Annotated in this window: 20 protein-coding genes; 9 read left to right on the forward strand and 11 right to left on the reverse strand. The window is 55.3% G+C overall.

The features are described from left to right. The first annotated feature begins 38 nt into the window (after positions 1–38). Complete coding sequence (locus Poly59_RS11460; protein ID WP_146534158.1) at positions 39–650, forward strand: bL17 family ribosomal protein; 612 nt, start codon at positions 39–41, stop codon at positions 648–650. A gap of 96 nt (positions 651–746) precedes the next feature. Here the strand turns inward: Poly59_RS11460 and Poly59_RS11465 are convergent, their stop codons facing one another. Further along, positions 747–2066, reverse strand: a complete 1320-nt coding sequence (locus tag Poly59_RS11465) for a type 2 periplasmic-binding domain-containing protein (protein ID WP_186776183.1) — start codon at positions 2064–2066, stop codon at positions 747–749. Between the two features lie 176 nt (positions 2067–2242). Here Poly59_RS11465 and xylB point away from each other — a divergent pair, with 176 nt between their 5' ends. From xylB to Poly59_RS30125, 4 genes are all read left to right on the forward strand, one after another. Beyond that, the gene (gene xylB, locus Poly59_RS11470; protein ID WP_146534477.1) at positions 2243–3769 is read left to right on the forward strand and encodes a xylulokinase; all 1527 of its coding nucleotides are present in this window, start codon (positions 2243–2245) and stop codon (positions 3767–3769) included. A gap of 95 nt (positions 3770–3864) precedes the next feature. Further along, complete coding sequence (locus Poly59_RS11475) at positions 3865–4839, forward strand: ThuA domain-containing protein (protein WP_146534160.1); 975 nt, start codon at positions 3865–3867, stop codon at positions 4837–4839. A gap of 234 nt (positions 4840–5073) precedes the next feature. Then, positions 5074–7005, forward strand: coding sequence for a cytochrome C (locus Poly59_RS11480; RefSeq protein ID WP_246151557.1), 1932 nt, complete (start codon positions 5074–5076; stop codon positions 7003–7005). Between the two features lie 92 nt (positions 7006–7097). Then, entirely contained in the window at positions 7098–7481 is a 384-nt protein-coding gene (locus Poly59_RS30125; protein WP_246151558.1) for a hypothetical protein, read from the forward strand. A gap of 26 nt (positions 7482–7507) precedes the next feature. Here Poly59_RS30125 and Poly59_RS11485 read toward each other — a convergent pair whose 3' ends face one another. After that, positions 7508–8572, reverse strand: a complete 1065-nt coding sequence (locus Poly59_RS11485; RefSeq protein ID WP_146534161.1) for an anti-sigma factor family protein — start codon at positions 8570–8572, stop codon at positions 7508–7510. A gap of 187 nt (positions 8573–8759) precedes the next feature. Next, the gene (locus tag Poly59_RS11490) at positions 8760–9434 is read right to left on the reverse strand and encodes an RNA polymerase sigma factor (RefSeq protein ID WP_146534162.1); all 675 of its coding nucleotides are present in this window, start codon (positions 9432–9434) and stop codon (positions 8760–8762) included. 266 nt (positions 9435–9700) lie between these two features. Between Poly59_RS11490 and Poly59_RS11495 the strand changes: the two genes are divergently transcribed. Further along, on the forward strand, positions 9701–11374 hold the full coding sequence (locus tag Poly59_RS11495) for a permease (protein WP_246151559.1): 1674 nt from the start codon (positions 9701–9703) through the stop codon (positions 11372–11374). A gap of 18 nt (positions 11375–11392) precedes the next feature. Here Poly59_RS11495 and Poly59_RS11500 read toward each other — a convergent pair whose 3' ends face one another. From Poly59_RS11500 to Poly59_RS11535, 8 genes are all read right to left on the reverse strand, one after another. Continuing rightward, positions 11393–12319: a GHMP family kinase ATP-binding protein gene (locus tag Poly59_RS11500; protein ID WP_186776184.1), complete on the reverse strand. Its 927-nt coding sequence runs from the start codon at positions 12317–12319 to the stop codon at positions 11393–11395. Positions 12320–12371: 52 nt separating this feature from the next. After that, positions 12372–13025 (reverse strand): DUF447 domain-containing protein, encoded by a 654-nt coding sequence (locus tag Poly59_RS11505; protein ID WP_246151560.1) that lies wholly within the window; start codon positions 13023–13025, stop codon positions 12372–12374. Next, on the reverse strand, positions 12976–13623 hold the full coding sequence (locus Poly59_RS11510; RefSeq protein ID WP_146534164.1) for an anthranilate synthase component II: 648 nt from the start codon (positions 13621–13623) through the stop codon (positions 12976–12978). Before Poly59_RS11510 ends, Poly59_RS11505 begins: the two co-directional genes overlap by 50 nt. A gap of 5 nt (positions 13624–13628) precedes the next feature. Beyond that, positions 13629–14099: an ExbD/TolR family protein gene (locus Poly59_RS11515; protein WP_146534165.1), complete on the reverse strand. Its 471-nt coding sequence runs from the start codon at positions 14097–14099 to the stop codon at positions 13629–13631. Further along, entirely contained in the window at positions 14096–14533 is a 438-nt protein-coding gene (locus tag Poly59_RS11520) for an ExbD/TolR family protein (RefSeq protein ID WP_146534166.1), read from the reverse strand. Before Poly59_RS11520 ends, Poly59_RS11515 begins: the two co-directional genes overlap by 4 nt. 11 nt (positions 14534–14544) lie before the next feature. Beyond that, on the reverse strand, positions 14545–15423 hold the full coding sequence (locus Poly59_RS11525) for a MotA/TolQ/ExbB proton channel family protein (protein ID WP_246151561.1): 879 nt from the start codon (positions 15421–15423) through the stop codon (positions 14545–14547). 117 nt (positions 15424–15540) lie between these two features. Further along, positions 15541–16572: a tetratricopeptide repeat protein gene (locus Poly59_RS11530; protein WP_146534168.1), complete on the reverse strand. Its 1032-nt coding sequence runs from the start codon at positions 16570–16572 to the stop codon at positions 15541–15543. Between the two features lie 78 nt (positions 16573–16650). Next, positions 16651–19749 carry a tetratricopeptide repeat protein gene (locus tag Poly59_RS11535; RefSeq protein ID WP_146534169.1) on the reverse strand — a complete coding sequence of 1033 codons (3099 nt, stop codon included), beginning with the start codon at positions 19747–19749 and terminating at the stop codon, positions 16651–16653. A 155-nt stretch (positions 19750–19904) separates the two neighbouring features. On the opposite strand from Poly59_RS11535, the gene Poly59_RS11540 reads away from it, so the two are divergent. From Poly59_RS11540 to Poly59_RS11550, 3 genes are read left to right on the forward strand one after another with little or no spacing between them, the layout of a single operon-like run. Further along, complete coding sequence (locus tag Poly59_RS11540; protein ID WP_146534170.1) at positions 19905–21308, forward strand: hypothetical protein; 1404 nt, start codon at positions 19905–19907, stop codon at positions 21306–21308. Continuing rightward, positions 21305–22645 (forward strand): hypothetical protein, encoded by a 1341-nt coding sequence (locus tag Poly59_RS11545; RefSeq protein ID WP_146534171.1) that lies wholly within the window; start codon positions 21305–21307, stop codon positions 22643–22645. Before Poly59_RS11540 ends, Poly59_RS11545 begins: the two co-directional genes overlap by 4 nt. Further along, positions 22642–24468: a glycosyltransferase family 39 protein gene (locus Poly59_RS11550; RefSeq protein ID WP_246151562.1), complete on the forward strand. Its 1827-nt coding sequence runs from the start codon at positions 22642–22644 to the stop codon at positions 24466–24468. Before Poly59_RS11545 ends, Poly59_RS11550 begins: the two co-directional genes overlap by 4 nt. The last annotated feature ends 2 nt before the right edge of the window (positions 24469–24470 follow it).

Consider the following 24470-nt stretch of genomic DNA (forward strand, 5'->3'; position numbering starts at 1 on the left):
TATCATCACCTTGAAAACTTTTTGACGGACATTTCGCCATGCGTCACCGACGACGAGGCCGCACGCTCGGTCGCAGCCCGAGCCACCGTAAAGCTTTGCTGAAGAACCTCGCCAGCGCTCTGTTTTTGACAGAACGCGACGCGACTTACGACGACAACGCACCGAAGGTTGCCGGCCGCATCACGACTACCTTGCACAAGGCCAAAGAGGTACGTCCTCTGGTCGAAAAGTGCATCACGATTGCTAAGAAGTCAATTTCCGCTGCCGAAGAAGCCGAGAAGTTTGCCGCACCTGCGGAACGCGGCTCCGACGCATGGAAGAAATGGCGCACCAGCGATCAATGGTCCAAGTGGGCTGCCGCTCGTGCACCGGTTGTTACCGCACGTCGACGCGTCGTTCAACTGATCGGTGACAAGGATGCCGCCAAGATCCTGTTCGACACCATCGCCCCGCGTTTTGTTGACCGTCCCGGTGGATACACACGTATCCTTCGATTGGCCAAGCCTCGCTTGGGCGATAACGGTGAACGAGCAATCTTGGAATTCGTCGGTAAGAACGACCGTGTCAAGCGATCAGCTCAACGTCCTGCATTCGAAGGTGAAGCACCGCAAGAAGAACCTGAAGCAGTCGCTGCAGGCAGCGAAGAATAGTTTCAACCGTTCGAAATCAAACTCAGAAGAACACGCCGAGCCATCAAGGCACGGCGTGTTTTTTTATGCGCGACGACCACTGATTGTGACGCTCAACTAAGCACGCATACCGTTGGCTCTTCGCCATGCACGCAGTTGCACATCAACGCCAACTCGTTTGGTGATCGATTGCCAGTGAGACTTTGCGCTGGCAAGCGCCTCGGCCGCAGTCGATTTTCCATCAAGGCAGTCCATCACCGCGTGATCGAGCGCTGCGTAGTATTCACCAGCGGAAATGAATTGCATCGACGGCAGGGTGACAGGCGAACCAAGCTTCTTTTCTATCCATTGTGCGTATGGAGTTAAGCTCGATGACGCGTCGCTAGATCGCACGGCGTTATAGGGCGCAACCATTTGCCGCGTCGACTCGCTTCCCTCACCGCCGCTGATCCAGTCCATAAATAGCTTCGAAGCATCAGTTTGCCGGCAGTTTGCCGACATCGTGATCGCATTCAACCAAGGGCTGAATGCAAGCGAAGCTAGCGACTGGCTGCTCGATTCGGGACTCGGCAGGTCTGCAGCACTGAGTTCAGCTTCCGAGTTCGCTTGGCTCGTTGGAAACGTGATCCCTGCGGCCAATTCGCGCTGCTGCAATCTCTGCCAAATTTGCGAGGGTGTTTGGCGAGGCGTTTCATAGCGAGCCACCGTTTGCCGCATCTGATCAAGAGCCTGAACGTAGGGCTCGTCGTCGATCGTGGGTTCGAACGTCTCGCGGCTGACGAGCCATCGCTGGGCCGAACCAATCGAACGCCACAAAAACATCGAAGCCGCCCATCCAGCAGTCGTCGGCTCACCCGCCTTACCGTTCCAATCTGCACCAACTCGATCGCCGTATTCCTTCCACGACAATGCCAAGTCGGCCTCGCTACGGTTGGTCGAAAAGAACAAAGCCGGCAGATTCGCAGCGTAAGGAATTGCAAACGTGTCTCCGCCATATCGAGCGACTCCGCTGCGCATCGCCGGCAACAGGTCCGACGTGATCACGCTAATCGCATCGCCGGTAAGAGATTCGATGGACTCGCTCGACGCCAATTCCGCGACCATCATCAAGGGCACGCTTAGCAAATCGCTGCTTTTGGCCAGTTCGGTCAAGTCGGCAATCGACGGGACGGACTGAGAGCGATCAATCACTACGACATTGATCGCGATCGCTTGCTCACTAACCGACGACCATCCCCTTTCGATCGCATCGGCTTCGTCTTGGCTGCCCACCCACGTGATTCGCAGGGGAATGTCGGTCCGCGCCGCCGCGACCGGCGCAACCACTTCGTCGGTACGATTGCATCCCAACAGCGTGATGCCGGCCAAGCAGGTGGCGGATTGCGAAATCGCTTGCCGGCGGGTCACACGATGCACAGAGCCAGATTCAAATGACAAGTCAAACGCTCAACGAAAAGAGAGAGATGGCGACGCAGCAACAGCAATATGACCTTACGAACTATATTACCGTTCGGTTCGTTCGAAACGCCGTTCCGCGATTCGTCCAGTACACTCAATCGTACGGCAAATCGTTCGTCACAAACTTTGTTTTCTCACTACGACTTGAACAGATCATGAGCTACTACCTAGGCATTGATATCGGAACCAGCGGCACCAAAACGTTGCTGATCGACCAAGCCGGCAAGGTGATCGCCGAAGCCAATGCCGAGTATCCGATGCACCAACCCAAACCAGGTTGGACCGAACAAGACCCCGAAGATTGGTGGAATGGCACCGTCAAGACTGTCCGAGCGGTAATGAAGTCCAGCAAGGTCAAGCCAGCGGATGTAAAAGCGATCGGCTTGAGCGGCCAAATGCACGGCAGTGTCTTTTTAGACAAGAACGACAAAGTCATCCGGAACGCGCTGCTTTGGAATGACCAACGCACTGCCGCCGAGTGCGACGAAATCACCACCGCCGCCGGTGGACGCAAATCGCTGGTCAAGATGGTCGCCAACCCGGCGCTGACAGGGTTCCAAGCTCCAAAAATTCTGTGGCTGCGCAATAATGAGAAACGCAACTTCGACAAGCTGGCGAAAGTCCTATTGCCCAAGGACGACATCCGTCGCCGCCTGACCGGCGGGTACGTCACCGAAGTCAGCGATGCGAGCGGCACGTTACTGTTGGATGTCGTCAACCGAAAGTGGTCGACCCAACTGATCAGCAAGCTGGGCTTGGATGCCAATCTGCTGCCAAGCGTTGTTGAGAGTCACGAAGTCACGGGCACACTTACGGCTGACGCAGCCAAGACACTGGGATTAACGACTGCCTGCAAGGTCGTCGGCGGTGCTGGCGACTGTGCCGCCGGCGCAGTCGGAAACGGCGTCGTCAAGACTGGCGTACTGAGCACATCAATTGGAACGAGTGGCGTGATGTTCGTGCACAGCGACCAGCCCCAATACGATGCCGACGGACGACTGCATACGTTCTGTCACGCAGTCGATGGAAAGTGGCACATGATGGGCGTCAACTTGACCAGCGGCGGGTCGCTGCAATGGTGGGTTGATTCGGTACTGCAAGGTCTAACAGGCATCCCAAAAAGCAAACGCTATGACGCGGCAACCGACGAAGCACAATCGGTCGCGGCAGGATCCGACGGGCTGATCTTTCTGCCCTACCTGAACGGCGAGCGAACACCGCACGGCGACCCAAATGCTCGCGGCAGTTTCGTCGGCATGAACTTGACTCACACTCGCGGCCACATGACTCGCAGTGTGATGGAAGGAATCACATTCGCGCTTCGCGACAGCCTTGAAATCATCACCTCGATGGGCGTTCCTGTGAAGCAGGTCCGAGCATCCGGCGGCGGCAGCAAGAACCCGATGTGGCGACAAATGCAGTCGGACGTGTTTGGCAAGAAAGTCACCACGCTAGAAGTCGAGCAAGGACCGGCGTTCGGCGTCGCCCTGTTAGCCGCCGTCGGCGACGGGACCTTCAAATCGATCGAGCAAGCGTGTTCGGCAACGATTAAAGTGGCGGATGAAACAAAGGTCGACCGTGCCGCGGCTAAAAAATACGACCAACTGTTCCCGATCTATCGTGACCTGTATGGCAACCTGAAAGAATCAATGACGAAGCTGGCCGAGTATCAATCAGCTTGACCAAACTTAGGCCGACAAAACGCCCACCCTGACGTCTTGATCGTGCCCACAAGAAGCGAACGATCACGACCTACCTCAACCTCAATGGCAAATTTATGAAACCCATCTTCACTCTGCTTTTTCTTTCGGTCTTTACAATCGGACCAGCATCCATTTCATCGGCCGAAGACAAACTGAAATGTTTGATCATTGATGGTCAAAACAACCATGCCGCGTGGCCCAAAACCACGATGATGATGAAGGACTACTTGGAAGACAGCGGTCGCTTCACCGTCGATGTCCAGCGAACCAAGTACACCTGGAAAGGAGGCGACTTGCTAGAGAAGTTTCCGCTCGGTGACGGCAAGACTTATGAAGATTTAAGCGAACCGAAGACCGACCCTGACTTCAAACCAAACTTCGCTGACTATGACGTCGTGCTAAGCAACTTTGGCTGGAAGGCTGCGCCATGGCCCAAGGAAACCCAAGCGGCCCTGGAAGCCTATGTCAGCGGCGGAGGCGGAATGGTGATTGTTCATGCAGCCGACAATTCATTCGGCGATTGGGACGCCTTCAACCAAATGATCGGACTGGGCGGCTGGGATGGCCGCAATGAAAAGTCTGGCCCCTACGTTTACTTGGATAACGATGGCAAAGTCGTTCGCGATGAATCCAAAGGCAGCGGCGGAAACCACGGTCCCCAGCACGAATACCAAATCGTGATTCGCGATCCAGATCACCCAATCACCAATGGACTGCCCCGCGCTTGGATGCACGTCAAGGACGAACTCTACCAACAGCTTCGCGGACCTGCAAACAACATGTCGATCTTGGCAACTGCGTACGCCGACCCGAAATTCAAAGGCACCGACCGCCACGAACCGATGTTGATGACGATCGACTACGGCAAGGGACGGATCTTTCATACTCCGATGGGTCACGATGATAAGTCGGTGGCCTGCGTGGGGTACATCACTCTGGTCGTTCGAGGCGCCGAATGGGCCGCGACGGGCGAAGTGACCCTGACCGAAACGCCAGACGATTTCCCAACGGCAACACAGTCAAGCGAACGCGAATTCGTGCTCCAGTAATTAGGGACGATCGATTAGCACCGTCCAAATGCCACCGCCTGTTCGATTTCATCGACGGGCCAGGTGCTTGGGAAGCGATGCCTTTGAGGGGAGACGTTGTGGACTGAGAGGAAAACGGGCAACACGGACTTCTGTGGTACGATCGTGGTTCTCGTCTGCTGCAACCCACAGGTCGATATGCTTTTTCTGCTGCTTCGTTGTTTCATCTGCCTAGCTCTAACCGTTGGAATCCCCATGATTTCGGCGGCTGCCGACAAGCTTGTCGACCACTTTCCCGAGGCCGCTGCGAGCGGCTGCATGGCCTGCCACGGCGACATTGAACTGATTCGCGAAGCCGATTCGGGGATGATGAAGCAGATCATGGAACTTGGGCCATCAATGGGTGACCCAGCCGGATGCGTCGTTTGCCACCGCGGCAATCCCAACGAACGGATCGACAAAGAGATTGCGCACGGCACATTCGCTGGCGAAGCGTTTTATGCGGATCCCGGCAGCCCCTGGGTCAACGAACAAACCTGCGGCCAGTGCCACCCGACGCAGGTTCGTGTTCAGTGGCAAAGTCTGATGATGACCGAGGCGGGAAAGATCCAAGGCGTCTGCTGGGCGTTCGGTTCGCTGACCGGATACAACCACCGCTGGGCCAACTACGCGGTCGAGAACCCGGCGGACCCCGGTGCAAGGCTTGGTACCGATGCGTATCGCGCTTACATGGAACGCTTGACAGAAATCGAACCGGACGTGTTTGTTTCCAAACACGAACCACTTCCCGACGCACTCGGGTATGACGATCTGGACAAACTCAGCGACGACCCGACGTTGGCTGCGTTCACTTACATTCGCCAAGAATGCCAGCGCTGCCACCATGCGGTCAAAGGCCGCCAGGAACGAGGCGATTTTCGCGGCATGGGATGCTCGTCTTGCCACATACCCTATGGAAACGAAGGTTTCTACGAAGGCGAAGACAAGTCGATTCCCCATGACAAGACCGGCCACATGCTGGTCCATTCGATCCAAGGAACTCGCGAAGCAAAGGTGACCGTTCACGACGAAACTTACTCGGGCATTCCCGTCGAAACCTGCACGACTTGCCATGACCGCGGCAAACGGATCGGCGTGTCATTTCAAGGTTTGATGGAATCGCCGTACCACGCGCCATTTGCTGCCGACGGTGGCGATCAACCCGCACTGCATACCAAGCACTACATCGCGATGGAGCAAGACGTTCACTACCAAAAGGGAATGACTTGCCAAGATTGTCACACTTCGCTTGATGTTCACGGCGACGGTTTCTTGGCGGCGGCCAACTTGGCGTCGGTGCAAATCGAATGCAGTGACTGTCACGGAACGCCGGAAAAGTACCCCTGGGAATTGCCACTAGGTTACATGGATGAGTTCGCGATGTCACCGGCCGACGGTTCACCGCGCGGAACAGCGACTGATTCGCTTCCTCACACGAAACAAGGCTCACCTGTCGCGGTTCGCGATGGATTGCTTTTGACGGCGCGCGGCAACCCGTACGAAAATGTCGTTCGCGTCGGTGACGAGATCCTCGTTCACACCGCAGCCGGCAAAGACATCCCGATGAAGCCGCTAAAAAAACTGGTCGAAGAGAAAAGCATCAGCCAGCGCGGCATGGTGTCGATGATGGGAGTTTCAAAACACCTGGATCGGATGGAATGCTACACGTGCCACAGCAGTTGGACGCCGCAGTGCTACGGCTGTCACGTCAAAATCGATTACTCGCAGAAAGACAAGTGTCCCGAATGCAACGAATCGAAGGAAAACTTCGACTGGGTTGCGGCCGGACGAAAGCATATGGAAGCGGCCCACGCGGCTGACCCTGGCGAATCGGGTTACGACACGATCATTCCCGGCAAGATCACCGAGCAGCGGTCGTACTTGCGATGGGAAGAACCGATGATGGGCATCAACGGCGAAGGTCGCGTGACACCGCTGGCGCCGGGATGCCAACCGTCCGTGACTTTGATCGGCCAAGACGGCAAGCCAATTCTACTGAACCATATCTTCAGGACAGCACCCGGCACCGAAGGCGGCGGTGACGAAGGCCAGTTGGCGATCGACATGAGCCCAACCCAGCCACACACGACCACCAGGACGCCCGTTCATGCGAATCATGTCACGCATCCGACAAGGCGATTGGCCTAGGAATCGGCTCGACGCGTCCGTGGGATGAAGAGCACACCGTCGATCTGGAAACCGTCGACGGCAAGATCCTGCCCAAAAATACACAGCCGCAAATGGAAGCGATCGACGGCCTGGAAAATGACTGGTCACAGATTGTTGACGAAGAAGGCAACCAGATCGGAACGGTAGGGCATCACTTCAAATTGTCGCGTGCGTTCAACAAAGAAGAGATGGATCACATCAAACGCGATGGCACATGCATCGCGTGCCACAAAGAAATCCCGAAAGCGTCGCTCGCAGTCAGCCTTCTGCACCACGTCGCCGAGTACTCCGGCCAGTTGCCCAAGACGACGAACCAACACTTCGGATTGGTCAACAAAATTGTACTGACCAGCGCGTGGGGACAAGTCTTGTTGGCGCTCGGTGGAATGCTGGTTGGCGCTTTGGTGGTCGGCGGATTTGGTTACCGAAAATGGAAGCCAAAATCACAGCCATAAGAAATCGCTGAACGCGTGAAACCAATCTAGCGCTGACGAACGTTGACGAAGGGTGGCCGCCAACTCGGTGCCAACGAAGCGTCATCAACATTCACGCCCGCTTCGCCCTCGCCACGATTATTCAACAGCGGGTGATCCGGAATCGACGCCAAAGATGCAACTTGCAGAAACTGGATTCGCCCATCTTCGTAAAGCACATTAATGCCAACACCACCATGTCCAATTGAACCAGCCAAGTTGGATCCTGCCAAACTTGATTCGGTGGCAATTCCAGCCAGCGGAGCATCTGACATCACCGCAAAACTGGATCGCGATTCAAAACGTGGCGACGTCAAATGATCTTTCTCGACCACGCCCAACGTGTATGCGTAATGACCGCCAGCGAACTGCTGGATCTCTCGCAAACGGTCCAGCGGCGCGACGTGCAGTTCCTGGACCGACACCAGATCGGTCGACGGCATGTCGGAAGCCGAGGCAGGCAGGTCCAATGATGGACACCATCGAATTTGCTCGTCGTCCAACAATCCTGCGTCTCGCAACCGAACCGCATAGACACCTGCAAACGCTTCCGGTCCCGAACTAGAAACCGCCGGCAAACGGGATTGCTCGTTACGGGTCACGAAGTGAGTGATCGCCGTGCCAAGTTGGCGCAGTTGATCTTGGCAGGCAACTTTTCGAGCTTCGAAACGACCTTCGGCAATCGACGGTAATAACAGTGCCAGCAGCACCGCCGCCGCCGACGCACTGGCAACCCAATCCAACCAAGTCCAACCTCGATGATCGGACGAATCCAGATTAGCCTGCATTGAAACCAAAACAGGTGCCGCGTCAGCCGGTGAACTCGAACCGGAACGATCACTCCGGCCGGTGGAATCGACCGGCGGCAATGACGGCAAGCTTGCCATCGTGCGAGCGATCAAATCCGGAGGCGGCAACTCGACCGGCGGTGCTTCTTCGAGCGGCTTGAGCAGTCGCTCGACATCGGCCAGTTGGCGACGAGCCTCGGGGTCGTCCCTCAACCATTGGTCGACGCGTCGCATTTCATGCGGTTCTAATGCGCCAAGCAAGTAGCCAAGAAGATCTTCGTGCATCGCCAAAAACGCCAACGCGGAAGGAAGATGCGGGGCCGGATTCAACGTCGAAAACCAACCCTGCGGTTTTCTTTACTTACGCGCTAGACGCCAAGAAGGTTCGCAAAAACTCGACGTTCTCTAGTTCGCCAAACCAAACACAGCAACTCGCTGACGCAATTGACGCACAATCCGACAGCCTGGCTAGCTACTGGCTGTCGCTGCCTTCGTGGCTTTCGTCCCACAACAGCCCCAGTCGCTGGACCGCAGCGTGCAGACGGCTTTTGACGGTTCCCACAGGAATCCCCAGCACATCAGCCGCTTCGCGGTACTTCATGCCCTGGTAGTAAACTAACTGCACAACTTGCTGCATCGATTCGCCAAGCGACGCGACCGATTCATGGATCCAGCGGCTATTTTCCTGCTCGGTCGCGACGATCAGCGGATCAGGCGAATCACCCACCAACTTTTCAGACCAACCACCACCCGACCCGTCTTTGTCAGTGACCGCGGTACGATCCAGACTAACCATCCTGTGACGCTTATTTCGGCGCTGGACGTCGATCGCCTGGTTGGTCGCGATTGCGTACAGCCAAGGCCGGAATCGCCGCACCGGGTCAAACTGGTGGCATTTCAGGTGGACCTGCAAGAAAGTGCCCTGAAACGCGTCTTCTGCTAGTTCCGCATCGCCAATGTAGCGTCGAAGATAGCTGTAGATTTCTCGTTCGTACCGACGCATCAGCGTTTCGTATAAGCCACGGTCGCCCGATTTTCGGTACTGTGCAATCAAGCTTTCATCCGAAACGTCACTTTGGATCGCCCCATCGATTTCATGTTCGACAGTGGGCATTTCCACGGCAGCGATCTTAGTCGATGCGTTCATGAGGGGCCTGAAAGGGTGAAGAGTTTGGACGAATGCGTAACACGAATATCAAGACAATAAAAGAAAGCGGTTTTCGCTGGCGTAACCCGCGGAAAATTCACGTTAGTGGTCACGAATTTCACTTTGGAGACAGCTTTCTCTGCGATCCTCCCCCAGTATCTCCAAAATCGGCTGCACGTCAAAGCGAATTAGCCCAGTTTGGTCGCAAGAACCTCTGGACATGCTAAAACCGTAAAGAACCATACGATCAACGCCGGAAACGCTGCATGAATGATTCAAGGACGTCCATATCCCCTCTTGGCCGGACAAAATACCGCTGGGCCGCGCCGGGTGATATCAACGCCTTCTTTGGCTTGATGCTGGACAACATTGCCGGGCTGCTGTTGATGGTAGGTCTGCTGGCCGGATTCGGATTCCCGACCGAGTTCGCGGTTTCGGCGATGGTTCCCGGCACGGCTTTGGGAGTTCTGATCGGTGACTTGGCGTTTTTCTTTCTTGCGTTTCGACTCGCAAAACAGACCGGACGCGACGACATCACCGCGATGCCGCTGGGGCTAGATACTCCGTCTACCTTTGGCATTGTCTTGTTCGTACTAGGGCCGTCGTTCCTGCAAGGTCAAGCGATGGGGCTCGACCCAACCGCTGCGGCCTACCGAACTTGGTACATCGGGATTTGGTGCATCGTGCTGTCGGGATTACTGAAGTTCATGTTGGCACCAGCGACTGAGTGGGTTCGCCGCTGTGTGCCGCGAGCCGGTTTGTTGGGATCGCTCGCCGCGATCGCGTTGGTCTTGATCAGCTTTCTGCCGCTGATGGAAATCCTGGGTCATCCACTGCCGGGCATGATTGCGCTGGTGATCGTGCTGACGACTTTGATTGGCCGGATTCCGCTGCCCGGACGAACGCCCGGAACGCTAGGCGCTTTGATTGTCGCCGGCGCGATGTACTACATTATGTGTTGGATCCCCGATACCGGATACCATTTTCCCAAACCCGTCGACGTTGCTTGGTTCCCGACGATGTGGATGGAAAGTTGGCAGTTCCAGTGGCTCGGTAGCTTTGCCGATGCATTGCCATATGTCCCGATAGCGATGCCGTTTGCAATCGCCACCATTGTTGGCGGCATTGACTGTACCGAAAGTGCATGCGCCGCGGGCGATGCCTACGACACGCGAACTGTCATCGGTGTCGAAGCACTGGCAACATTGATCGCGGGCCTGTCGGGGGGCGTGATTCAGACGACGCCGTACATCGGACACCCTGCGTACAAGGCGATGGGCGGTCGCGCGGCCTATGTGCTGGGGACAGCGTTGTTAGTCGGATCTGCTGGATTAGTGGGATACTTCGCGTGGTTGAATGCATGGATCCCCGCCCCGGTGGTTTTTCCAATCCTGGTTTTTGTCGGCCTTGAAATCACAGCACAAAGTTTTCTAGCAACACCGCGTCGACACTACCCAGCGGTCGCGATAGCTTGCCTGCCTGCACTCGCATTTTTAGCGATGAATCTGCCCGGCCGAATCTTTGGTGATGACGCGTTGATGTCGCAGGGCATCAGTGCTGAAACGCTTCATGACCCTGGGTTGATGGCAAACCTAAAAACGATCGGCATGCTCAGCAGCGGATTCATTCTGACCAGTCTGCTTTGGTCGTGGGCGCTGGCGGCTGCGATTGACCGACGACTGGTATTGGCGGCGAAAGTCCTGCTGCTTGCCTGTGTTTTGACGCTGTTTGGAGTGATGCATTCGCCGCTTGCCGGGAATCGCTTATTCGTTCCCATTGGTCCCGAGACTTGGGGCAACATGGTGCTAGATCCCGTCAATCGCAAACTCGTGCTGGAATTCGCAGCAGGGTACTTTGCATCCGCAGTTCTGCTGTTTGCGTGGTCATTCATGGGCGGCATTGGAAAGCCCATCATCGGTGACGAAGAACCACCGGCCTAGTCAAAGCGTTTATTTTGCTCAGGATTCGATTTCGATTGATCGCGGTTGGTGTTTCGGTTTCGTTTTTGCGATCACGTCGACATCCGCGGGCAAGTTGTCTGTAAAGCGTTCCAGATCGCCGGCGGATTCGAACCAAGCGAAAACCCCCGGCCCCCAACTGCTTTGCCCAACGCCGTGACCGCCACGACCGATCGTTTCATCGATTAAGCGTGCCACGTCTTCACCGTGATACGGCCCGCCTTGCACGCTCGCGAAAAACATTCCGCTGGCGTAGTTGTACCGCTGCACGCTGCTTGCAAACGTGGCAAAGTCGGCCGCTCTGGCCGCTGGCAATATCTCGTGATCCAAAATGTGGATCAGATTCGACTTCGCTTCAGCAGTGGCCAACTTCAAAGCCGAAAACTGTTCAATCTCGGTGTCGCCACTAATCGTCGTTGCCTCCGCTTTGGGACGCATGACGATCACCCGCCACGACTCAGGCAATTCAATCCGATGATTGAGCGGATTCAGGTCCGTCGGCGAATCAGCCCGTTCATCGATCAATCCGCCGGCATAGTAACCATGCACACCGATGGCTGAACGTTTCCCCCTGCCCGCAATCTCAACGGCCAGCGTTTCCGCAGCAATGTCGACATCAAAAAATGCGCAGATCGATTCCGCGATCGCCATCGACAACTGAGTACCGCTACCGAGCCCGCAATGCGACGGTGGTGCTGCGACCAGGTTGATTTGGCAAGCCGGCAGTCCATCCCAACCAACGTGATGGCAAAGCCGTGTCACAATTTTGGTGGCTCGCCCGATGATCGAATCATCGGCAACAAACGCGGCATTTGGACGAACCACAATTTCGGTTGCCGGTTGGTCCACCATCACACCGACGCCGCCAAACGGAGCAGCGGTGTCCAGCAACCCAAAATGCAATCGAGCTCCCGTGGTCACACGCACCGTTCGTTCACCTGGAATTGGTGCTCTGGAATGGGTGTTACTGGAATGGGTGTTACTGGTCGGCGAGTCGTTCATCAATGATCCTGCGAAGCATTTTGAAGGCATCATGTTCAGCAGAACCAGCGGTTTTGTCGATCAGTGGTGTCAGACGTTTGATCTCGTCGTGAATCGCGTCGGCCGAAATCAGATGCGTTCGCGTCGCCAAAATTGCAGTTTCCAACACCGCGTGCTTGGCGCGATTGAACCCAAAGAATGGACGAACCATCTTGGACCGAACCACTCTGCAATGCATCTCGGACCGAACTTCGTCATGCTCGATCGATTCAATCTCGACCGCGAACCAGCGATGACAATCGATCAGCGGCCACCAATCGGTGCCCTCGATCTGGCGAACGAGTCCCGCAACATCGACGTCATCGATCTGGCCTACGGCCGCACGAGCGATCAGCATGGCGTCGTCGGTGACGTGAATGACCGCACACTTGGACTGTTTCAAATTACTGAACGTGCGCGACGACACGAACGGGCGCAGCGTAAAGGTCACCCCCATGCCACTTGGTTCAGTAAGGTCACCATGAACGATCGGCCCCATCGGCGCAAGATTGACTCGGCCCGATGCATCGATCGACGAAACGAGAGACTCTAGAATCAAGACTTCACCCTTTCTCGGGAAGAGTCGCATTTGGCTGCGATCGAGAAAACGCATTGAGTGAATCCGCCGCGCTGTCGCCAGCGCATTGACGAGCAATTGCAATGAAGTTTTCGATGATCTTTGCGCCGTAATCTGACAGCACCGATTCGGGATGAAATTGCACGCCATGGATCGGTCGAGTTCTATGCCGCACGCCCATGATGACTCCATCGTCCGTCGATGCGGTCACGATCAATTCACGGGGAACATGATCCGGATCGATCGCAAGTGAGTGATACCGGGCAACTCGCATCGGTGACGGACAATCGGCATAAACGCCAAGTCCGTCGTGCTGGATCAAACTGCTGACGCCGTGCATTGGTCCACAACGATGGATCACGCCACCGAATGCGGCGCCGATCGATTGATGGCCCAAGCAGACACCTAGAATCGGAATCTCGGGCGACAGTTCACGCAGTACCTCAATCGAACAACCTGCCTCTTCGGGGCGCCGCGGGCCCGGCGACAACACCACTGCGTCGGGTGACAGTTCGTTACATCCGCGTACATCGATCTGGTCGCTTCGAACGACAATTGTTTCGCATCCAGCCCGACGAAAGTATCGGGCCAGGTTGTGAACGAAGGAATCGTAATTGTCGAGAAGTAGGATCAAGGAACTTACCGGCGTGGTTTTGCAAACTTGATCTTTTCGATCAGCTTCACCACTTGGTCACCGTCTTTGTAACCGCTGACTGCGGTAATCGCGCGGATCACGTATTCGTATCGCAGGTTGTAATCGGTGTCAATTTCCAGTTCGGGACCTTCGTCACCGGCGACGGGTGCGTTGCCGCCCACCATCGAAACAACGTTGCCGCGAAGTTTGTCAAAATCGGTTCCTAGATCAATTTCATTCATCGACATGCCGGTCAATTGACCTTCCTCATTAGCTCGCAATCGCAGTTTCAACGGCAAGTCCGTCGGGTCCGACGCAGCACCACCAGCCAATGGCATCCGAACGCTGAAATCACCTTCCATCTCAACAATTTTGAACGTCATCACAAAGAAGATCAGCAGCAGAAAGACAATGTCGATCATGCTGGTCATGTCCAGTCCGTTCTTTTCGGCGTCTTTTTGATTTCGAATTTTCATGAACGATCCTCCTTCACACGAAGCGCAAAGTTTTCGAGCTTCTGTTCTTGGGCGACACGAATGATCTCCTGCACGTCACCAGCGGCGGTGTCCTTGTGCGCTCGGATGATGACGTTGGCGTCATTCACCGATTTACCTTCGGCTCGAATCACCGATATTTCACGGCTTAGCCCAATCCGAAGTGTTTCTGCGGTGTAGTCGTCACCGCCCAAGATGATCTCGCCATCTTTGGCTACATGCAGCACGATCGGAAACTCAATCGCGACTTCCGGCGGCTTGACCAATTGGCTACTTGGCAACTTGACGCGATCATTCGATTCGGTTTGCGCAAAGTTGATCAGGACCATAAAAAAGGCGATCAACTGGAACGTCATATCGATCATCGGCGTCAGGTCGCCTTCGGCCAAATCGACTTTGTTGTTTTTTACGCGCATCGAATCAGTTCCTACTTCTTAACCGCTTGAGGTTGAACGTCTTCGAAACGGCTCATCAAGTTTTCGCTAGTCACGCCGACTTCTAACAGCAAACGCGAGACTCGGTTACGCAAAATGTTGTAAGCCGCGATCGCCGGAATCGCGACCGCCAAGCCGACCAGCGTCGTAAACAACGCCGTCGAAATACCTGCGGCCAAATCCGATGGCTTGGGAGTGGATCCGCCCAACGCGATCACTTGGAACGATGAAATCATCCCCTGAACCGTTCCGAACAGACCGATCATGGGACTAAGGTTGCCGATCAACGCCATGTAACTGAGGCGGTGTTCCAGCTTCATGCTTTCTTCTTCGCCGACTTCCTGCATTCCTTCGAGCGCCTTGTTGTAGCCGCGGCTTAGTTTTGCCAAGCCAGCCGACAAGACTTGCCCAAGCACCGACTCGTCAGTTCGGGCCATGTCATAGGCGCCTTGGAAGTCTTTTTCGTTCAGCCGAGCCTCGAAATTATCGACCAACTCTTGCGGACAAAGTGTATCGCGTCGGGCGGCCAACATGTTCATCACAAACAAGGACACCAAAGTGATCGAAAGGGCTAAGAAGATCAGCACGTAGCCGAGTCCAAGTGAGTCATAGGTCCACTTCAACAAGTTCTGGCTACCCTTGGGAGCCGGCGTGTCTGCTTGGTTTTCGTTTCCACCGTCTGCGGCCGGTGGCTCCGGCTCGGCAGCGACGTCGTCGGCAAATTCGCCTGCGGCGTCTCCGAATTCGGCAGCGGCATCATCTTGAGCGCTGGCAGTGATTGCCAGAGAAGACGAAGAAATGAACACGATCATGAAAACGATCGAACGAAGAAGACTGGACATGCCAGTTAGCGAACCGCAGGAGACGGACATCAAAGAGGCTCTCCGAGTCAAAGCTTGAGTGAGAAAAGGTAGTTTGAATTTGGATGGGGAGTTTACGAAACGACGGCAAAACCATTGTCTCCATCATAGTCTAGCGATTTCGTGCGACTACAAAGCACCGGGGTAGCGTTGTTGCAGTTCTTGGCGTGCTTCGGCCGCTCGATCGGGTTTCCCGAGTTTGGGCCACAGTTCGACAAGCTTTAGCAACGCTTGCGCATGTGCATCTGGCAAACGCGAAAACATCAAATGAGTGTGCAAGTAGGCCAATACGGCTCCTTCAAAGTCGCCAGATGCTTCGTAACTAGCACCTTGCGCATTGTAAATCCGAGCGGCCATTTCAATGTCGGTAGGATTCAATTCAGCAATCAGCGAATTGACTAGCTCGAGACCTTCGGTCGCCTTACCGGTTTGAGCTAGCGCGACGGCTTTGCCAGCTTTAGCAAGCGATTGAGTGCGAATCGTCTGCGGTGTTTGCGCCTTGACGTTGATGACTTTGTCAAACAGCGAGATCGCCGCATCGCTTTCTTTTTGCGAGACAGAAACCATCCCCTGCAGATAAACCGATTCGATCTTGGTGTCCGCCGAAGCTGAACTGTCAAGCAGTTTGTAGTACTTCAGCGCATCGGCCGGTTTGTTCAGTGCCAGCGCCAAATCGCCCAGGATCTTCGCGGCGTCAAACAAGTGCCATGAATCGCGGTACTTTCCGATGAAGCCAAGTACCGCCGATGCGGCAGCTTCCTTAGGACCGCGTCCCGACAAGGCCAGTTTGCTTTGCGAAAGAACGGTGTAGTAAGCGTAGTCGGCTTCGATGACAGCGCGTTTGATTTCTTTCGTGTCGACCTTTTTCAACTCTTCGAGCGCCTGCTCGTATTGATCGTCGATCACAAACTCGCGAGCCTTGGTCAACGAACCTGGGTCGCCTTCGTAGAGTATTTTTTCGATGTCCGCCGACAAGAAATTTTGAACGCCATCGCTGCGTTTTACTTGAACACCTTTGGCACTGGTCTGGGCAACTGCGCCGGTGACGCTCTTACCCGACTTGTCGTACAGCCGATCGTTCTGGGCCTGGACAGGCGACGCAAACGCAAGCGTCACAGTAACGACAATGACGATGCAAATGAGTTTTGAAAAGTGGTTCATGAAAAGCGACCAAGGGTCGAGAACGAGTTGAGGGTAAAAATGCGACGGCCGCTGGCGTAGCCAACCAAGCCGCCAAGCTTAACCAGCCGGCAGAGCGGGTTTTGGCAATGCTGGAAGCCCGTCGGGTTTTTGGCCCAGTTCTTTCTGGATCAGTTTCAACAGTTGATCAAATTTCCGATGCTGGGCTGGCCCGCCCAACGTCGGGAATAACGCAGCAACTTGCGTGATGTCACCAGCCGATTTTGAAATCAACGCTTCCTCTTTGGTCGTTTTGCCCCACAGATATCGGCATAAAGCGACGTGGTAGCGAGCGTCAAAAAAGGTGTCGCGAAACTTAGGATTTCCGCTGGTCAACTGACTGATCTTGCCCCAACCCCAAATCACGTTTTTTCGATTTTCGTCTGGCTTGGCACCATTGAGAGCGGCCTTGAAGGAGCTGCTGGCAAAATTGGGCGGCAAGATTGCGCCCCATTGCTCGTACGCGGTGGCGGCTTCGATTTGCGCGTTCAGCATATTGGGGTTCTTGCGAAGCACAGGCTCGAGCGTGTCGATGGCCTTCTTGTATTCGCCGAGCAAGCGTTGGGCACGGCCGAGTTGATAGTCGACCGTCAAAGGAGTTTCGGACGACTTCTCTTTCAAGCGTCCGAAAGTTTCAATCGCTGTCCCCAACAAGTCAGCTGCCTGCCCAACCGCCTTTGTTTCACCTGGCTGCATAGACGCTTCGGCAAGCTCCATTACCGTTTGGCCGATCCACTGCAACGTGGCAGTGTCGTCGGTGGTGGTCGAGATGCGTTGCAAGAAGACGCGAAACGCGCCGATTAGTTTCGTTTTCTGGGCCGGATCGGCCGTATCAAGCTGCTCGCGAATGTCGCGTGCCATTCGCAAGTAAATGCCACTGATCCGCTGGGCCGCATCGTCGCCGGTGACACTGCCACGAAGTTTATCCATCACTTCGTTGGCCTTGCTGACCAGCGATTCGGTATCGCTGCCCGGCGCAGTCATTTTTTGAACCAACAGACTGAGCTCGGTGCTGTACAAGTCGCTCGCAAACGTCTCGTCCGATTTGCCCAAGGTATCCGCCAGTTTTGCTGGACCGTACTTGGTGCTGCGAAGCGTTTTGTCGGCTTGTTCGATATTGTCGCTTCGCAGATAGACCTTAGTCAGAATCAGCGCCGCCTTCATGGCTTCTTCGTCGGCCAAGTTTCCCTGGATCGAATCCAGCCCGGAACGCAGTTCCTTTTCAGCGTCGCCCATCAACTTGGTCGCCTCGGCATCCTCGCCGGCCGCACGAGCCTCTGCAGATGCTTGATACAGAAACAAACCAAGCTTCCGCTGCATCAGAGAACGCGTCGGGCTCTCGGACATCTTTTCGATGATCGCCCGAGCTTTGTCCCATTGATTTTCTTGCAACGATAACTCGACCACCAAACGTTGAAAGACGGGGGTTTCCGAGTGAGTCGCCCAGTTCATTTCCGCAAACGCAGCCAAATCCTTGACCTCGGAAATCAGACGCTGGTTTGACAAATCCGAAACCAACAGGGTCTGCAACGAATTGCGAGCGATCAACGCGCCCTTCATCCCCATATCCGTACCAGGCGAGTTTTTGGCCAAGAAAGTGCCGACAACCGCCGCGTCGCGGTAACGCGAGTCCTGGTACAGCATGAAGGCGAGCAGTTGGCGTCCATTGTTCGCGACTTCGCCGTCCGAATTGGCGCCAATCATTGCTAGACCACGCGACAAAATCCGAATCGCGACGCCGCGAGACTCGACGATTTTTTGGTCAAGTTCTTTTTGCTTTGTCGCGTCATTGTCTTTTTTAGCCGTCGCCAACATCGCCGAGTAATTTTCGGCCGCCTGATAAAGTTCGATCGCTTTGGCGTAAGCATCATCCAGGCTGGTCGGGTCTTCGGCGGTGGGCAATTCAGCGACCTTGCCAGATTCCGATTCGACGCCCAGCCCCTTCAACAACTCATTGGCTTCGGCGACATGATCACCGTCAACCTTGCTAGCTTTGATCAGCAATTGGCGTCCTTCGGATTCAGAACGTTTTAAGTCCGCCGGTTTTTGATTTTCCTTGTCAGTCGATTTTTGCAAATACGCTTTGGCCAAATCCACTTGCAACTGCATCACGACGGGCGAGCGTCGTTCGTTGGGGCGAACCGTGTCGATCATTCCTTGGCCGCGATCGATCGCAGGCTGGTATTTCGGCGGCTTTTCGGCCAAGGACAATCGAATCAATCCGCTGGTCGCCTTGAACTTGGCGTCACGCAAATCTTCGACATCGGGCGTTTCTAACATTCGAATGAAGCTGTCCATCGCCGCGTCATTTTGGCCAAGCTCTTCTTGCACCAGGCCGCGACTCATCAAGGCGACGGCACCGGGTGGAAAGTGCGTGTACTTCTCGCTCAAGTCCGTAAAGAAGCCGAGTGCTTCGTCCAATTGCGTTTTGCCGGCCTTGGCTGGATCCTTGTACGTTTTGGCTGCTTGCAGGCGAGCTTCGCCTGCCATCGTGAGGGCCTGCAGGTACTCGCCACGGGATTGATCACGCTCGGCAGCTTTTTCAGGATTCGCTTTTGCGTCGATCTTGGCCCCCTGCATCTCTGTCAATTTTGCTTTCAGAGTCGCAACGATCTCGTCGAAAGTTTTCCCGGCGGCGGAATAGTGCCCAAGAGCAGCTTTCCGGGCGGCATCGTCGGGCTTCACTCCTAATGCTTGAGCGCCGCGAAACATCTGCAGCGTGCCTAACATCAAACGAGCTTCGGCTTGTCGCGGATTTGAGCCGCCCTTCAGGAATTCATCCAGCGAAGTGGTCGCTTCCTTCAAGAAATCGTCACGTGCCGCGGCGCTTCGAGAGACTCGAGCCGCGTCGACGTAGGTCTGTGCCTTTTCGAGCAATACTGCTTTTTTGAATTCACCGTCTACACCCGCATACTTGTCCAGCCGATCCAAGTACAAGATGGCGGTGTCGAAGTACTTGGCCGCACGCAGCCGAGCCAAAAAGTCTTCCGCAGGCTCAGCGGCTGCGACAATGGCCATCCCAGATGAAGTTCCTGGCAGGACCGAAGGTAAGCCGCCCGCAAAAAAACAGGCTCCCGACACCAGAGTGATCACCCGAATTGAACCGCGGGCGTTGGGACCGTTGGCTTGAATGCGTCGAGCGATACGTCGGAAGAGCATGGCTAGTCGTAGGTTCAGGACAGATGAGCGTGATGGCCAACTCTGGTTAAGTTGTAATAGTAACCAAGAACCGCCCATTATCATTAGAGTAAGAGCCGCTCATCACGCCTTCAAGCATAGCCCTGGCACTTCAACCGGTCTGATTGGAAAATCTGGTGCGAATCCCTTCCGAATTTAACGATGACAACCTCTATCGGCGCGGTCAAAACGGTTGCCGAACCGGCAGAAGTTTCGGCCAATCTCGCCGCTTGATTCGATTGGTGATCGGCCTAGCACTGGTCATCGTCGTGATGAAGCAAGCGTCCAAAGCGTCAATTTATCGCCCGTTCTTTTCCGCTCCCCCCGCATTGGTCACGAATTCCACAATGCCGACCGAAGGCTCTGGTGGGGGGGCAGCTACAGTAGAAGCGAGAACTTCAAAAGCGACCAAATCAGGCAGTCAAAATCGAGGCGAATTTCGACTTTTTTCGGGCAATCAAATTCTTCCCGAAGATCGCAGCATCGCAGACGAACTGGTGGCTCAAACCGATCCCGAGGCCCAGCGAATCTGGGTTCGCGATCTCTCGCGCGTCTTAGAGGGAGAGCCACCAGGTGATCCGCAGTCGCCGGTTGCCAATTCACTCGCGAACCGGTCGTCCCTGTCAGAGATCGCCGGACACGTCGACGCGCTGGCAGACCGCCAATCCGGCTTGTCGAACGAACAAATTGCAAAGTGGCAAACCGCAATGGCGCGGCTAAGCCAATCACCCGACGCTGTCGCCCCGAATCACGATCAAACATCCAGTCACGAGACACGCGCCATCGCGGCCGCACTTTTGGCGTCGCTTGATGATGCCGCACTCAGCCGTGTGGTGGATGGCAGTGTTTGGCGAAGTGGCGACTTCGATTTGTTCTATCGATTGCTCGACCAAGCTGCCAACGAATCAAAGCAGCGGGGGACCAACCGCTCGGCGACTCGGGTCGGAGTGGTTCCGTTGCTGCAGCAACCCGATGTTTTCCGCGGACATCCCGTCCGCGTTTCGGGCACGGTTGCTCGGGCTCAGCGTTTGGATGCCCGAGACAACGTGTTTGGGATCACAGAATATTGGCAGCTTTGGCTGCGTCCCGATGACGGTGCGGACCGACCAATCGTGGCAATCGTTCCCACAGTCCCCCCTTCCATCGCTCGCGTTGACGAAGATGCATCGCTTGAATCAGGCCCGCCGGCCGAACTGATGGGCACGTTTCTAAAACGCTTGGCGTATCAGTCATCCGCTGGCGCAGACTTGGCCCCGGTCATCATTGGTGTGCTCGATGTGCCATTGGAATCGATCGCTGATACTAGTTTGCCAGTGGACACATCAAGCCTTTCGGATTCCGACATTCGTTGGCGATTAGGCTGGACGGTCACGCTGGCTTGCCTGATCGGTGTGGCCGCGACTTCGCTGGCGATGTGGCGAACGACCGTGATGACGCGTCGCAGTCGAGCACTTCGTGTTTCCGGGCGACCGTCGCAAAGTGAATTTCTGAAAGACCTCGAAACGACGGCCCTGTCATCGTCGAAAGACCAATTGCAATGATCGGATCGGCAAAAGCGAACTTCACTTCGATGGCCCTGGCCATGGTGTTGCTGACAAACGTATCTCGTGCGGTCGGACGAGACGCCTTTGATTTGCTAAGCGGTTTCGATCGCGATCGCATTGCGGCGGCGTATCCACCATCGACCGAAAAATCGAGCGGGGAACTAGCGAAATTGTTGTTCCGACTCAAGTCCGTGGACACCAACTCGCTTGCAGAGCGGATGGTCGCCGGTCAAAAGAATGACGTCGGGAATGTACTGAAAATCGATGGCAAGATCATCTCGACCCAGAAAATCAACGTGCCGCCGAGACTGGTTGAATTCTTGGAATTCAAACGCATGACATTGCTACAAGTCCAAGTCGATGATGCCGAAGTGATCGTGATCACGGCAAACGTGTCGGCCGACGCAAAGATTGGCGACCGAGTCCGTGGCGTCGGAGTCATTGCCAACGCGCAAACCAATTCACCCGCGGCAGTTGCAGTGGCGAAACTGGGCTGGATTCCTCGTGCGGCGAACTCGGTTGGATGGCGTTTGTTAGCCCACGAAGGTGTCGATATCGGAATGGTTGCGGACGTTTCAACTCGCAATCGAAAACCGTTGGTGGGTGCGGATTCGGACGCTTTTTATGCCGTACTAGCCGCGGCTAAGACGGTGACCCAGCAATCGAATTTGCCGCCCGCCGTTCCGGCCAGTGCCGTGAAAATGTTGACCGACGCAACATCGATGGCGGGTGAATGGATTCGCCTGGAATTAGAGACCGTCCAAATCACGCGAATTTCCGTCATCGATCCGCTCCGGCGAAGTCAGCTGAGCGCTGATCATTATTTTCAAATCGACGCCGTCGCCGATCTCGGGCGAGCTGTGATCAAGATTGAAAGCTCGGAAAAAGATTCAAACGAAACCGGTGAAATTGCGCCGTCAGCAACGTTCGAGAACCGATACCCGGTGTCGATTGTGACGACCGAGTTACCAGCGTTCTTAAACGAAGCGGTCTGGAAACAGGCAGGCCCCGACGCCGTTATCGCCGAAGTCAGTCGCCAAGTCGCGATCGACGGCTTCTTTTTCCGACTGTGGAGTTACCAATCGGAATACATGGAACGTTTTGGTGGCGAAGATCAATTTGGCCCCCTGGTGATCGCCGCGCGTATCATCGACCAAACTCCCAAGACTGCCGACCCGATCGGCGTTTCGATCATTGGGAAAGTTGCCGCGGTCGCCGTGCTTGCGGGCCTGCTGGCGACCTGGATTTGGCATCGCTTAACGACGGCCGGTGACCAAGTCGTGTCACGAAAACGCAAACAACAGCAATCCATCGACGACGAACTACTGAAATGACCAAACGCAATCGACACCGGACGAAAACCTCGCCCGATACGAAATCTAATTCCGGCGAAGACGAACATCCAAGTGGTGGTCATAGCCTGCACTCGGAACAGTTAATCGGTTTTTCGTTTTCGGTTTGGATGTTGGGTGTTGCCGCAGTTGCATTGACGCTTCGACTGATGAATGTTTGGCATACGGCCAACGTGCCATCGATCGTCCAGCTGCTTGGTGATGCGGCGGGCTATTTCGAATGGGGCAGCCGAATTGCGGCCGGAAATTGGTACGGTAATGAAACGTTTTACCAAGCACCGCTTTACCCGTACTTCATTGCCGTACTGATTAAAATTTTTGGTGTGGGCGTCCCTGGGCTGCGCCTGGTTCAGGCGATCCTAGGGACGATTGGAGCTGTCGCAATCGGCGTGACCGGTAAGCAGTGGTTCGGCAACCGAGTCGGGATCCTTGCCGGCTTGATGATGGCGATGTACGCCCCGGCAATCTACTACGACGGAATCGTCCAAAAAGCGTCTTTGGCCTCGTTCCTGTTGTGTGTCTTGCTGGCGACCTGTTCGCTGTTCCGATCTAAGGTTCAATCCCCAGCGGTGGACACAAGAGCTTCGGCGGCGCTAGCGATGGCGACCGGCGTGCTGATTGGCTTGCTGGTTTTGACGCGCGAGAACGCGATGCTTTGGTTGCCTATTTTTCCGCTCTGGATTGGGATTTTGGCTTTTGCAAAGTCGAAACAATTCGCTACTGCGATGGTGGCGTTTTACTTTGTCGGCGCTGCGATCGTGCTCGTGCCTGTTGCGGCTCGAAACGCCTCGCTTGGCGGTGAATGGTCACCGACGACATTTCAGGCGGGACCGAACTTTTACATCGGGAACCGGGCCGGCGCTAGCGGAATCTACGAGGCACTGGTGCCTGGACACGAAACTCCTGTCTACGAACGTACCGATGCACAACGCATCGCCGAGCAAACCAAAGGACATCCGCTGACGTCGCGCGAGGTTTCCCGTTTTTGGTTTGCACAATCTTATGACGAAATTTCCCGGTCACCGGGCAGTTGGGTTCAGCTGATGATTCAAAAAACATTCATGGTGGTCAACCGATTTGAAGTCCCAGACGTCGACAGTTTGAACATCTTTCAGTCGTACTCCATCGGCTTAGCCGTGTTGTCGTTTTGGAATTTTGGGACGCTCGTACCACTGGCTACCCTGGGAATCGTCGCCACTCGACGACGTTGGCGCGAGCTGTGGTTTTTCGACACATTGATTTTGATCATGGTTGCCGCGGTGGCGTTGTTCTTCATTTTGGGGCGGTATCGGTTGCCATTGGTGCCGCTGCTAATCCCATTCGCTGCGGCCGGGATCACGTCTGTGATCACTGCGGTGGCCGACCGAAAATGGTCCCAGCTATTTCTTCCAGCAGCCGCCGCCGTCGTCATGGGTGCACTGGCAAATTTGCCGGTCCATGACGAAGCCGGATTGAACGCAAGTTCATTGATGAATGTGGGCGTAGCCGCAGGGCAACACGGAGACCTGCCAACCGCAATCACGCTGCTGGAACGAGCGGTCTCGCTGGCTCCACAAATCGCGGAAAGCCAATTCAATTTGGGTTTTGCATGGTCGATGGCAGGAAGGCCTGATCGAGCGGTCGGCTTCCTTGAAAACGCCGTTCGCCTAGAACCTAATTTCGCGACGGCGAATTTTTACTTGGCACAGAACCTTGAACGGATCGGCCAACCACAGCGGGCCATCGTCTTCTATAAGCAAACCCTCCTGCTTGAACCGAATAACCGCTCCGCCATGGATGCGATCGAGCGACTGACGCCCGAGTAAGC

This window comes from Rubripirellula reticaptiva (genome assembly GCF_007860175.1).
Lineage (GTDB): Bacteria > Planctomycetota > Planctomycetia > Pirellulales > Pirellulaceae > Rubripirellula > Rubripirellula reticaptiva.